General features: G+C 60.3%; 9 protein-coding genes. 1 reads left to right on the top strand and 8 read right to left on the bottom strand.

Going from position 1 to position 12,482, the window contains the following annotated elements; translation table 11 throughout:
- Positions 1–50 precede the first annotated feature (50 nt).
- From cas2 to ACYVGC_RS24205, 6 genes are all read right to left on the bottom strand, one after another.
- The gene (gene cas2, locus ACYVGC_RS24230) at positions 51–299 is read right to left on the bottom strand and encodes a CRISPR-associated endonuclease Cas2 (RefSeq protein WP_460586428.1); all 249 of its coding nucleotides are present in this window, start codon (positions 297–299) and stop codon (positions 51–53) included.
- Between the two features lie 25 nt (positions 300–324).
- Positions 325–1,335 carry a CRISPR-Cas system spacer integrase Cas1 gene (cas1b, locus tag ACYVGC_RS24225; RefSeq protein WP_460586427.1) on the bottom strand — a complete coding sequence of 337 codons (1,011 nt, stop codon included), beginning with the start codon at positions 1,333–1,335 and terminating at the stop codon, positions 325–327.
- 138 nt (positions 1,336–1,473) lie between these two features.
- Complete coding sequence (gene cas4, locus ACYVGC_RS24220; RefSeq protein WP_460586426.1) at positions 1,474–1,977, bottom strand: CRISPR-associated protein Cas4; 504 nt, start codon at positions 1,975–1,977, stop codon at positions 1,474–1,476.
- 95 nt (positions 1,978–2,072) lie between these two features.
- Positions 2,073–4,247, bottom strand: coding sequence for a CRISPR-associated helicase Cas3' (gene cas3, locus ACYVGC_RS24215; RefSeq protein ID WP_460586425.1), 2,175 nt, complete (start codon positions 4,245–4,247; stop codon positions 2,073–2,075).
- A gap of 164 nt (positions 4,248–4,411) precedes the next feature.
- Positions 4,412–5,356 carry a type I-PGING CRISPR-associated protein Cas7/Csp1 gene (gene cas7p / locus ACYVGC_RS24210; RefSeq protein ID WP_460586424.1) on the bottom strand — a complete coding sequence of 315 codons (945 nt, stop codon included), beginning with the start codon at positions 5,354–5,356 and terminating at the stop codon, positions 4,412–4,414.
- A gap of 24 nt (positions 5,357–5,380) precedes the next feature.
- Positions 5,381–7,231: a hypothetical protein gene (locus tag ACYVGC_RS24205; RefSeq protein ID WP_460586423.1), complete on the bottom strand. Its 1,851-nt coding sequence runs from the start codon at positions 7,229–7,231 to the stop codon at positions 5,381–5,383.
- A gap of 959 nt (positions 7,232–8,190) precedes the next feature.
- On the opposite strand from ACYVGC_RS24205, the gene ACYVGC_RS24200 reads away from it, so the two are divergent.
- Positions 8,191–8,412, top strand: coding sequence for a hypothetical protein (locus ACYVGC_RS24200; RefSeq protein WP_460586422.1), 222 nt, complete (start codon positions 8,191–8,193; stop codon positions 8,410–8,412).
- Here ACYVGC_RS24200 and cas6 read toward each other — a convergent pair whose 3' ends face one another.
- Positions 8,413–9,081, bottom strand: coding sequence for a CRISPR-associated endoribonuclease Cas6 (cas6, locus tag ACYVGC_RS24195; RefSeq protein WP_460586421.1), 669 nt, complete (start codon positions 9,079–9,081; stop codon positions 8,413–8,415). It abuts the gene before it with no gap.
- Positions 9,082–9,233: 152 nt separating this feature from the next.
- On the bottom strand, positions 9,234–12,440 hold the full coding sequence (locus ACYVGC_RS24190; RefSeq protein WP_460586419.1) for an ATP-dependent helicase: 3,207 nt from the start codon (positions 12,438–12,440) through the stop codon (positions 9,234–9,236).
- Positions 12,441–12,482: the final 42 nt, after the last annotated feature.

The raw sequence follows: 12,482 nt of genomic DNA, 5'->3' as shown, positions 1-12,482 counted from the left end.
CCGGAGCCTAGGAACTCCGCTCGCTGCTTACTGGCTCGTTTTCTTTTGGGTTAGCCCCAATTCCTAACACCCTCTAAAGGGCTGCGTTCGTGGCCCCATACCTGTTTTTCCAGCCACTGCTCCGTACGACTTTTGAAGAGGAGAATACTGTCCTCCTCCTTGTCCAAAAAAGAGGCCGCCTTCAGCAGCAGCTCTTGTAGCTTCACTTCGCTGATTTCGCCCTCGAACACGGAATTCTGTATCCAATGCAGGTAGCGGCGGCAAAGTTTGAGCAGCTTCCCCACGCGTTGCTGCTTCACGTCGTATACTAAAATCACGTACATCTTACCACCAGGCTTTAAAGGGCTTATACTCTTCTAAATTCAGCAAGTGCTTGGTCAGCTTATAGCATTCCAGTTTCACCAAATGCTGATAGCTCACCGGCCGCCCCAGGCCCCGGTGCAGGATTGTTTCCTTCATGCGCTCTTCAAAAACGCGTACAAACGTCTTACGGCCAGATTCTTTTAATAAGCAACCGCCTACGGCAGCCTCAAAATCCTTGGGCTGAATCTCCTTCTTGTTTACCAGCCGGAAAATGGTACGGTCCACCAACAGGGGTTTGAAAATCTCGGCTAGGTCCAGTGCCAGCGAGAAACGGCGGTGGCCCGGCTCGTGCAGGAAAGAAATAGTGGGATTGAGCTGCGTATGGTAAATCTGTGAGAGGCAGGCTGCGTAGCAGAGCATGTTGCCGAAACTCAGCAGCGCATTCAACTCGTTTTGCGGCGGCTGCGTGCTGCGCGTGCCAAAGGGGAAGCCCGGTACCTTCACCAACTCCTCGAAACAGGTGTAGTACGTTTGCCGGATATTGCCTTCATAACCCATAATTTCGGGCACTGTCGTGGCGTGCGGCAACGCCGATACGTACAGTTCCATCTGCGCAATCTGGGTGGCCACGTCGCGGCCCCGGCTTTGATAGTAGCGCAGGTTCTTGAGCAGATTAAAGGCTGCCCCTTCCACCAGCTTGCGCGCTAGCACTAGGCGTTTCTTGTGGCTCAGGTAGTGGCCGGTCTGTGCCACCTGCACCTTGCCAGCCAGCAGGTACTCCTTGGGCATAAACGAGCCAGTATAGTGCTCGTAGTAGTCGAAAAAATGGACTGCCACCCCGTTTTTTCCCAGAAAATTATACAGCGCTGAGTTGGCATCGAGCGAGCCAAATATGTAGAGGTCGGCTACGTCGGCTACGGGTAGAAAGCGCGTCTGCCCTTCCCCGCCTTCTTCGTCGTAGGCCGTGTATTTGAGCGTGTTATCCTGCCGGCTCAGCCGGCCTGGATTAAACAGGTAGTAGGTCTTCTTCACCGCAGATTTAAACAGATTTAACGGATTTCACAGCTACGCCCGCCTGCCGCGGGCTGACTACGTTTTTGGATACGCTACCCGGTTGCGGATACCGTCTGAATAGAGGCAGGTAAGCAATGCCCTACCCTTTTAAGCAGGCTATTCGTGCACGTAACAGAACTCGTAGTAAGCGCATTGCTTACAGAAGGGCTTGTCGATAACCGGGGGGCACTGCTCGCGGGTTACTACCTCAGCCACACCGGCTTCCCAGGCCTCGATATCGGCCCGGTCTTGCTCGGTTAGCACCACTTCTTGGGTGCGGCGCAGTTTCGGATATTCTAGTACACCCGTGGGGCCGGCTACGCCGTGCTGCTCCAGCACTCGCAGGTAGTATTTGAGTTGCGCCACACTGGCCTCCTCCAGCTTCTGGCTGCGCTTAATTTCGTGCACCACCTTATCCACCGGGTCGTAGAAGTCAATCTTGATGCCGCCCAGCTGCACCTCCCGAAACCGCCGCGCCCGCTGCGGGTAGGCCGACAGGTGCAGCAAGGTGCCGTCCTGCACATGCTCATTGTCCTGCTGAAAACTCAGCCCGCTGGCGAACAGCCACAGCTTGCGGTGGCAGATGTGGTAGTAGTTGATGTGCTTGCCGGTGATGTGCATGGCGGGTAGCTGATAGTAGCGCGTATCTTCTTGGCGACAGTCGTAAAATCGATTATGTGCTGCTAAAAGGTCGTCTATTATGGCGACTTTATACTTTATTCATCCTCTTGGCTAGGTTCCTTGTCGAAGCGTAAGCCCTGCGAGGAGTCATAGTAGAGCGGCTTCACCGTCCAGATTGTTTCTTGCTCTTGGCTGATATGAATCGTAACATCTTCCAGTTTTCCCACTCTTTGCGCCCGCAGAAAATCGTACACTGGTATTGAGATGACGTGGGGAAGTGCCCACTCGCGGAAAGCCATTGAATTATTGAAAACCAACGGGTCGCTATCTTTTTCAAATGGGGAAAAATTAGTGGCTGCGTACACCACCTTTTGTGGGCCAATGTCGCGGCTTTTCCATTCAGGAGTGCCTTCGTCATTCTCTTCTATTTCAGCTTTGGGTAGTAGCAACCAATTCAATACAGCCGCTTTTTCAAGCTTCTCTGCATTTTCTAAAACATAATTCTCTGCCTTTTTCGTAATCGGATACAACTCATTCACTAAGTCCACTAGGCGGTGGGCCGAATAATCACCAGCTACCAGTTGGGCATCAGCCTGCTCCAATACCGCACTAGTTATCCAGCCCAGGTTTTGCCGGTAGTGGCCATAAGGAGCGGGATAAAAATTCTTCTTCCCCTTTTTGTCAGTTTTTTGCGGAATCACCAATTGTAATTCTCCTACCACATCCACTCGCTTATCATGCCGACGTTGAAACCGCGATAGCCGCCCCGCTCGTTGGGCCAGCCGGTCAGTCGGGCACAAATCGGCCACCATCAGGTCAGCACTAATATTGACGCTTAATTCGCCAATTTGCGTTAGAATAGCCACGCCCGTTGGATTGCCTCTCTCCCACGCTTTCGGGCCAAGCATTGCCAGCAGCTTTTCCTCGATTTCCTTTTTATCCGGCTCCGTAAAGCGCGAATGATAAAGCACCACGGGGTGCGTCATTTCTGCCTGCTCAAACCAGTCCCAATACGCCTGCGCCCGTCCTACCGTGTTGGCATAAATGATGAGTGGCTCCCCGGCTAAGCCTCTTTCCAGCAAAGGCGCGAGGTCTTCGGGCTGCTCGGCTGGCCCAGCCCGGTGCAGCTGAAAGCGGGTGCGGTCGTAATTCGTCAGGTCTTCCCAGATTTTGGCGGCCCGCAAACCCGAAAGCGCATATAATTCCAACGCTGAAGCGGGCAGGGTGGCGCTCATCAGCAGCACCGGCACCCCCAGCAGGCGTAAGGCCCGTAGTAGCACCACCAAATTGCGCTGCGTGAAATCGTCGTAAAAGTCCGCTTCGTCAATCACGACGCATGAATGGGCTAGGTTCCAGAAAGTGGCGTGGTGGTCTTCGCGGGTGGCAGTCAAAGCCAGGCAAAGCTGGTCGATGGTCGTCACGGTAGTGGGAGTTTCGAGCAGGCGGGCGTAGTCCAACTCCTGCTTCCACGCGGCGGGCTGCAGGCCTTTGCCACGCTGTTCTTTTTCGCGCTGCTGGGCTACAAACCACGCGCTGGAATGGTAGAGACCCGTGCTGCTAAGGGTTTCGGTCGTGCTGATATAAAGCGCGTTGGCCGTAAAGCGGGTAGGCATGGCCCACACTAGACGGTCGGCACGGCCCCTCGTTACTTGTCGCCGCGCCCACAACAGGGCCGCATCGGTTTTGCCCGCGCCGGTAGGGGCCCGCAATAGGGCAAAAGGCTCATCCCAAAATTTATCAACTAAATCCTGAACGCCGGTCGGTTTCTCCCAAGGGAATTGGTAGCGAAAAGCCGCTAGCTTCGGCACCGCTGGCGTTTTAGTATCCCGGTTTGCTTCCCGGGCGCTAGCGCGATGGTCGGCAAGGCGCAGCAGTGCCCGCAAGCCGCTGTACTCATAGCGCCTAGCAATGGCCCGGTCAAAATCAGCTACTTTCTCGAACTCTAATTCGCCGCTGAGGGGCAAAAACTGGTCGCACCAAAATGGTTTAAAGGCTGGGTCATCAGCCCAGCGCTTTTGGTGGCGGAAGCCCAGCTTGCCGTGGTGTGCGGCCACAGCGGCGTAGGCAGCTTGGGGCAGCCAACTGTTAGCCAAACTCTTGCGCATCCGCACAAGCGAATCAAATTCGTGGCGCACTTTGGCTTTGCGCAAGTTGTGACCGAGTACTTTGCCTGTTCGGCGGTACTCATCAAAATCCTTTACACAAGCCTGCTGCCAGCGCCAATGCGCTTTGCCCGTGTCGTGCCAGCGGGCGCAGGCATCGGACAGCACCGATAAGTTTTGCCCCGTGCGAACCGCGTACTTGTAAATCAGAAACGGACGGGCGGCCAGCACGTGCGCAACTTCGTCGCGCACGTGCTGGGTGTGGGCAGCCAGGGTTGTTCCATCCGGTTTCGCCAACAGTTCCATGAGGCAAGCAGTAAGGCGTAGCAGATTTATTTGGCGGCTTTTTCGGGCTTAATGCTCTTCTCAAAATCGGCCGTGCTCTGCACTGTTGCGCCAGGGGCCGGGTCATAGAGGTCGTTGTTGGCCAAAAAATCCTGTGCTTTTTGGTAGGCGGTAGCCGTGCTGTCGCCGTTTTCTGCGGTGTCATCGCCCAAAAAATACGTCGCACCCCGTGCCGTCAGTTCAGCTAGGATATTGCGCTGCTCAGCGGCGTTGGCTTTAAAATAGCGGCTGGCCTTGCGCGAGAGGCGCGTATCAAACACCAACAGTACGTGTTGCGGCTCGCCGCTAGTGGCGTTGCGGGCCTGGTTTGCGTAGTCGGTCAGGGTAGCGGTGGCTTCCAGCGCCAGCCGAATGCGGCGCTTGCGCTCCTCCTCGCTGATGTGGCGCACGTATTCGGTATTGACGTGCAATTGTTCTACATAACTGAACCGCTTACGAATGCCCACGGCGCATACGTCCACGAAGAAGCTCATCAGCATGGTGTCATCCTGCGAGAACTCACGGGTTGCCACGGCCTGACCCCGTGAATCACCTTCCGCCTCCATCTTCAACCGAATCAGTAAGTCGCGGCCGACACTGCTCGATTCCAGCGCCACCGCCGGCGTGGCCGAAACCGGCGCCGTGCGCCGCCCCGAATAGGTTTCTTTCGATGTCTGCAAAAAACCGCCGAGGTCGGCCCGCAAGTCGGTTTCAACTACGTTCGTTACGCCGTCGCCGTTTGAAACGTAAGTCTGACCCCGGCCCGCGTCGTCGGCGTTGAGGCGGTCGAGAGCCGAGAACAACGCGTGGCGCTGCATCTGGCCCGAAATGTACACGCGCCCATCGGGCCGCCGCTTGATGGACGACGCGTTGCCCAGGAGCTTTTCGCCCGCGTTGGCGATGTGGTCGCTCATTGGAGCCAGCATCGTAACAAGAATACCCTTGATAATCATGGTGTGGGAAGAATTGAAAGTGGATTAGTCGTTATCGCCTGTATGGTCGTGGGGTTCGGTGGTTTGCGTCTCGCTGGCCTCTTCGGGTTCGTCCGCAGCCGTCTTGCTTTTGCCCGCGCTACGCAGTCGCATGTAGGAAATCAGTAGGTGTTTGGCTTGGTCGTGCGTGATTTCTCCCATGTTCGCGGCATTCACAAAGCGGCGAGATTCATTGGGAGCCTCATCCAGCGACATTCTACCGGCCTGGGTAAGCACCTGCGAAATCATGGCTTCGGGCGACTTAGCACTCAGTGCGGCGCTTTCCAGCACCACGAGAATCTTCGCTTTGGCTTCTTTAATTTGCTGGTCTTTGCCTTTTTTCTTGGAAGGAAAATCCTCCGCTTCGGCTTTGGCTGCGAAGTAAGCCGTGCGATTGAGCCAGCGCCCAAGCTCACCGGCTGATTCTACAATTTCAGGTTTCATGGTGCGGAAATATTCGGTAAAAAGTGGTTCGGTTTCAGCAGCGTATTCAGCTCGAAAAGCCAAAAAATCAATGAAGGCGGCGGTAGTGAAGCTTTGCAGAAAGCGGCCGGCCATCAGGCAGAAGGTTTTGAATTCCGGCTTGCCAAACGGGGTGCCGGAGTTGCCAGCTTCCGAGTAGAAGCGGGTACCCAGGTACAGCGAATCCACGATGCCGGTCAGGTCGCAATCCAGCGCCAGCCGCGTGGTGTGGTGGTCAAAGCGCACTTGGCTTATCTGGTCGTAGGAAATGACGTGCAGCGGCTGCCCGGCCAGGGTATCCAGCACCGCCCGGCCCCGACCTTGCTGCTTGGTGCGCCGCGCCCAGCGCCCGATGGCCCCCAGCAACCCCACTGGCCCAAACGCACCCGCATCGCGCGGTGCATCGGGGTAATTACCCGAATGCAGGCGCGGCCGACGAAACTCCGGGGCGGCGGGCTTAACAGCTTTGCTAGTCGCTTTGGGTTCGGTGACCACTGCTACAGCCCGCTCCCGCGTAAGCATCAGGTCGTCAGTTTCCTGGCTCAACATGCCATCAAATACCGCCACGAACTCCCGAAGCTGCGGCAACGGCAGGTCGGGAATAATGACGGTGTTCAGGCCAGGCCAGGCAGCAGGCTTGAGCGGCGTAAGGGTGGTGATAACCGCACAAGCCGCTTCCAGCAGTGTGCCTACCGGTGGGCTCTGTGAAGCCGTACCATTGTTCACCTTAGCTGTGGTCGGCGCAAAGGAGCGGCTGAGGGTATAGGTAGTTGATAGCGGCGTTATGCTGGTCAGGAGCTTAAGTATTTCCTGAGCATTGCGAAACGTGTCCTTGGCGCTGCCATCCGTAGTGACCAGCGTAGGAAACAGGTAAATCCCCTGTGCGGCCAAACCCGCCGATTGCACTAGTTGGGGCTTTTCCGCTAGCTCATCTAGACGAACAGGCTCAAACTTCAGCACCTTATCATGCAGCGAACTATTCCAGGTTCGCATCCGAAACTTCCCTAACCCAGCCTCGATGGACCGCACCAAAGCTGTCCGTAGTTCAGCCTCGCTCACTGTTTCAGCTAATCGGGATAAGTATGCGGCTACCGCCAGCCCATAGCGCGGGTACGAATGCAGCATTTCCGCACTCAAATCAGCTAACGCAAGGCCTCCTGTTCCCAGAACAGGCACGGTTGACCGTGATGCTACCTCGGCAGCAGTAGTGAATAGCCCCATTTGGCCCAATTGGGTATCCGTTGGTTTCTTACTCATGCCAGTCAAGTTCAATCCAGCCATCATTAGAACCAAGGTAGAGCGGCGCGGCAGGGTCGGCGACGGCCGCCCGCAAGACAACAGCAAGCGCTGCTGAAGTTTCGACCCCAACCCGGTAGGCTCCTTGCGGCTCAACATAGCCGCGCATGGTAGGGCTGGAGTAGTATTGAGGAAAGTAGGGCCGGAGGGCCGTGATACTTATCTCGTCCCCCTCCCGAAAATCTGTCAATGCCTCGTCTCCCTTGCGAGCCTTTGCCGCGTCTGAGGTTGTCACCTTGCCCCCGCGCTTGGCATTCATAAAGGGAATAACCTGCGCGTCGTAGTTTCGGCTACCATCCACAAACGTTTTGCCTTTCAGGTGCTGCGTCCATAGGTCGTCGTAGTGCAGCAAGGGCGGCACTACCATCACCCCAAAGCGCACATGCCATTGCAACAGGCTGCGAAAACCCACGCCCGAAGCTTGCGCTTTACGCTTATGCTTTTTTTCCAGCGTTTTAATAAGCTGGTTGCGTTCTACTTCGCCAATGTGCCACCCGAGCGCATTTTCCAAGGCACCTAGTAGCATTGCCTCCGTGGGCTGCGACTGGCTGGTGTAGTATTTGCCTGGCATCTTGGCCACCATTGACAGTGGAGCCAGCGCTATGATTTCTAGGATGCTGTGAGCGCTAAAATCTGGCGGCGGCAGCAATAATTCCAGAGGCATTAAGGTCATGGGAAAGAAGAATTAGCAGATTACGATTGCAAGTTATTCATTTTTTATCCCCTGTTGGGCTAGAGCAAGACAAATTTTTGTATCTTTGCGACGCTAGCAGGAATTGAAAGTGTTGAGCTAGTGCAGTTAATCGTACCGGCTAGCGCGGGCGGGTGGCTTCGGCAACCCGCCCGCTTTTGCCAATTAGCCCCATTATTCATGCCCGACCTCGACGTGAGCCAGCTTAGCGCCGTGGAGCTACAGCGCCTCGGCGTATTAATGGTGCAGGTGCGGGCTACGTATACCAATCCCGTTGTCACGATTGAGCCAGAGTTGGAATTTCCGGAAGTGTGGCGGCTACTTGGTTTCATCGGGAAGGGTCAGTTTATTTTCGTAACTTTGAGGTATGACGACCTCACCGGAAAATTCGCAGCCCTCGGAGTCCAAGTCGCCGATAACCTTGGAGAACTCCGCTACTATCTCTGCCGCGCCTAGCTTCCACAATCCCTTCCAGGGGCCGGGGGCTGAGGATGCCTGGCGGCGCTTGCGGGCCACGCGGGGCAACGTAGTCACCCGCGAGGAGATGATACGCCGAGCGCAGGAGCAAGCCGCCGCCAAGAAGCAATAGCTACTCCAGACACCCGCAGCCGATGCCCGTGGAGTGGCCTACCCCCACGCACCAGGCGAAGCGCAGTTGTTCGGCCGTGCCCGACACGATAACCGGGCACACGCTGGCTTTGCAGCGCACCGCTTTGTACTGAAATACCTTGACTTTTTGGGAAGGAATATGAGCCGGGTCGAAGCGCACGGTGGCCCCCGCGTCGTCCAGGCCGGCCTGGCGGAGCTTGTGGCGCAGGGTTTCGGTGAGTAGCTCGTCGGCGCGGGGGTCGCCGGGCAGCAGGTGGTTGGCGGGCTTGCCTTTTTCTACCTCCTCCCTGATGAACACCGGGCTCAGGACGCGGAAGTGCCGCTCGCCGGCCTCGAAGTCGGGCACAGTTTGGATGCGGGCATCGCGCACTACCAGGCCGTGGTCGAGGCCGGGCTTGCTAATAACGCCGGAAATGATTTCGTGAATGACAGCCGGGTCGTGGGCCGCAATGCTCCAGTGCGCCCCTTGCTCGAAGCGCAGGCCGCCGCGGGTGCCCCGGCCGCCGCGCAACCATGAGAAAGAGTAAAGGGAGAGGCCATCGTGCAAGCCGGGGTTGTGGCCCGTCCAGCGGTGAAAGGCTCCTTTCAAGGCCGGTAAATGGTCGAAGGTGACCACCGATGGAGCGTCTAGGTAGAGGTGGAGTCGCACGGTGATTTGGCTAAATCTGTTAGGAGGAAGTTTTGCTACTCTGATTAGCGTCACAAGGTAGTAGGCCTGCTGGGATATTCTATATTTTTAATAAAAAATATTTTTTAGCCGTTACAAACTTCGCTGAAATGAATGCAGGGCAGGCTATTGGCCTAAGCCGGTGAATTGGCTCGCAGGCGGCACCAGCGGCACTGGCCGCAGCCGGGGCCGAAGTCGTGGCGGCGGATGGCCGCGTCTACGGCTCGGATTTGCCCCAGCACCGTAGCCTCGTCGGCCGGGGTGGCCGCCACCTGCCGGCGCACAAACTGCGGGGGTTGCTCGGTCGCCTGCACCGGGCGCAGAAAATCGAAGGTAACGGAGGCCGCGGCGTAGGACTGCTCAGGGTCGTGGGCCAGTAGCAGGCGGTAGAAGATGCCCTGCCGCCAGTAGTCGCCGCCGCGCAGGGCGGGGTCGGCGAGCCATTCGGCCAGGGTGGCGGTGGCCGCCTCGGGCGGCGCGGGGCGCAGCTTGGCGGCGGCGGTGGCCGGGTTGCCAGTCTTGTAGTCCAGCACGTCGCCGTGGTAGCCATCGGGGTGCAGGTCGAGGCGGTCGAGCGTGCCCACCAGGGGTAGGCCGCCGGGCAGCGCGGCTTGCACCCGGTATTCGACCAGGGCGGTGGGGCGGGCGCTGGGCTGGGCCTGCGCCCACCAGGCCCGCAGCAGCTCCGGCCCGGCGTAAAACAGCCGCTGAAACGCCAGCCCCAGCACCTCGTAGCGGGCCCGCGTAAACTGCTGTCGGAACAGCTCGGCCAGTTCATCAACCGGCCCGAATTCACCCGCTGGCCGCTGCCCGGCCTGCTGGAAAAACTGCTCCAGGGCCCGGTGTACGGCTGCGCCAAACAGCAGCTTCTCGTGGCGGGGCGTGGGCACGCGCAGGATTTGCTCGTAGTAGCAGGCCACGGGGCAAGCCAGGTAGGCGTTGAGCACGGTAGCGCTCAGGGTGAAGTCGGCCAGCAACTCGTCGAGCAGCGCCGCGTCGGGGAGGGAAGGCGGGGCCAACTCGGCTTGTTGGGCAGCGGCCAGTACTTCGGGCGCTACCGCTACCTCAACTAGTACTAGTCCTTGTTGGTGCAGCTCGTCCACGAACTCGCAGGGGGCCAGCTCCTTGCCGGCCTCGTCACACGTAGCCCAGCACACGGTGAGCTGGGCCTGGGCCCGGGTCAGGGCCACGAAAAACAGGCGGCGGGCCTCTTCGCAATCGGCGGCATCGCCGGGGGGAGCCGCCAGGGCGGGGGGCAGGCGAAAGCCCCGGTCGGCGGGTTTGCGGCGCCAGGCATTTTGCCCGCAGCCCAGCAGCCACACCTGCTCCCACTCCAGGCCCTTGGCGCCGTGGGCCGTGAGCAGCTCCAGCGGGGCCGCACTGCCCGCGCCATCCGATTCCAGCGGTAGCCCCTCGCGGGTGGCCGCCAGCGTTTCCCAGGTGGCCAGCAGCCCGGCCACGCCGGCCCTGCTTACCCGGCGGGCCTCGGCCCGGCCCCAGCGCAGCAAGGTGCGGGCCTCGGCCAGCAGCTGCGCGGGCTGGGTGGCCTGGGTGAGCCCGACCGGCAGCAGCGTGCCCAGCACGACGCGCTCCAGCAGGGCCGGCAGCGGCAGGGTCACGGCAGCCTGCACCCAGCCATCGAGTAAGGCCAGGGCGTGGCTCAGGGCCGGCCGGCCGGCGGCGGAAAGCGGGGGCTGCTCCAGCGGGGCCGCAAACAGGTCGAGGTCGGTGAGCGCGGTGTCGGCCCACAAGCGCCAGTTCTGCACGGGCCGGCCGGCGGCGGTGGCCACCCGGCGGTGGTACTGATGGCCAATGGCCAGGCGGGCCAGGTCGGCGGGTGGCACGGCAAAAACGGCCAAGTGCAGCAGTTCGAACAAGGCCGCATCGGTGTCCAGCTGCCCGTGGGGATGCAGGGCAGCGGCCAGGTAGCGCAGCACGCAGTGCAGGCCCTGGGCCAGCGGCTCGGCTAGCACATTCACGGCCCGGCGGCGGTGAAAAGGCACCCCAGCCGCGCGCAGCAGCCCGGCCAGCTGGTCGAGCTGCTGGTGGGTGCGGGCCAGCACGCCTACCCCGCCCGCCGGCCACGGCCCATCGCGGTGCAGGGCGGCAAGGCGGGCCGCTACGTCGGCCGCCTCGTGCAGGGGCGTGGCGTAGCGGTAGAGCTGGGGCGGCTGGGTAACCGCGGCAAAGTGCGGGTGCCGCGCCAGCAGCTGCTTGGCCGGCAGGCCCGGCAGCCGGCCCACCAGCCGTTCCTGGTTGCGGCTAATAAGGGCCTCGGCAGCGGCCAGCACTGGCCCCGACGAGCGGTAATTCTCTTCCAGCACCACCACGCCGGCCTGCGGGTAGCGCCTGGCAAAGTCGAGCACGTTGGTCACGCTCGCCCCCTGGAAGCGGAAAATACTCTGGTCGTCGTCGCCCACCACCATCAGATTGGGCGCTGGCCCGTCGCCGGCCAGCAAATACAGCAAACGGCTCTGCGCCCCGTTGGTGTCCTGAAACTCATCCACCAGCAGGTGCTGGAAGCGCTCCTGGTAGCCCAGGCGCAGCAGCGCATGGTCGCGGAGCAGGCCGCTGGCCCAGGCCAGCATGTCGTCGTAGTCGAAGCGGCGGCGGGCGGCCAGCCCAGCCTGGTACTGCCCGAACAAGCCCACGGCCGCCGCCGAGCGCTTCAGGCGGGCGGCTTCTTCGGCCAGCTTGTGGGGGTTGGCGTCGCCCGGCTGCACGCCTAGGGCGCGCAGGGCAGGGGGTGGGTTTTTATAGTGATAGGCAGGGTTTTGGGGCAGGCCCAGGCGGTAGGCATCCAGCGCGGCCAGCAGCTCGGCGGGGGCCCACCCCTCGCGCTTCATGGTTTGGAACAGCTGCCGCAGGTGCGGCAGGTCGTAGTAGGCATCGCCCAGGTCGCGGCGCAGTGCGTGGCCGGCGGGCAGCGCGTCGAGCAATTCGCGCAGCACCTCGTCGGCTTCCTGCTCGGAGGCCGGCTCTAGGTCATGGTAGCCCAGCCGGTCGGCATTTTCCTGAATGATAAGCTGCCCCAGGCTGTGAAACGTGTGGATGGCCACCCGGTGCGCGAGTGGCCCGGCGCAACGCAGCAACCGCTGGCGCAGGTTGCGGGCCGCCGCGTCGGTGTAGGTCAGGCACAGGATTTCCTCGGGCGGCGCGGCCAGCTGCCCCAGCAGCCAGGCCACGCGGGTGGCCAGCAGCTGCGTTTTGCCGGTGCCGGGGCCGGCCACCACCAGTAGCGGCCCCGCGAGGTGCGTCACGGCGGCCCGCTGCCGCTCATTGAGACGGGCCAGCTCGGCGGCGAGGGCGGGGGGTATGGGGAATTCGGCGAGGGCTGGCACGATAGAAACGGATTAAGTGACCGTCGACCGAAAGCTGGCGGG

The sequence above is a fragment of the Hymenobacter arcticus genome, assembly GCF_054779975.1.
The sequence above is the reverse complement of the archived record's forward strand: the minus strand, read 5'-3'. Positions and strand labels throughout refer to the sequence as shown.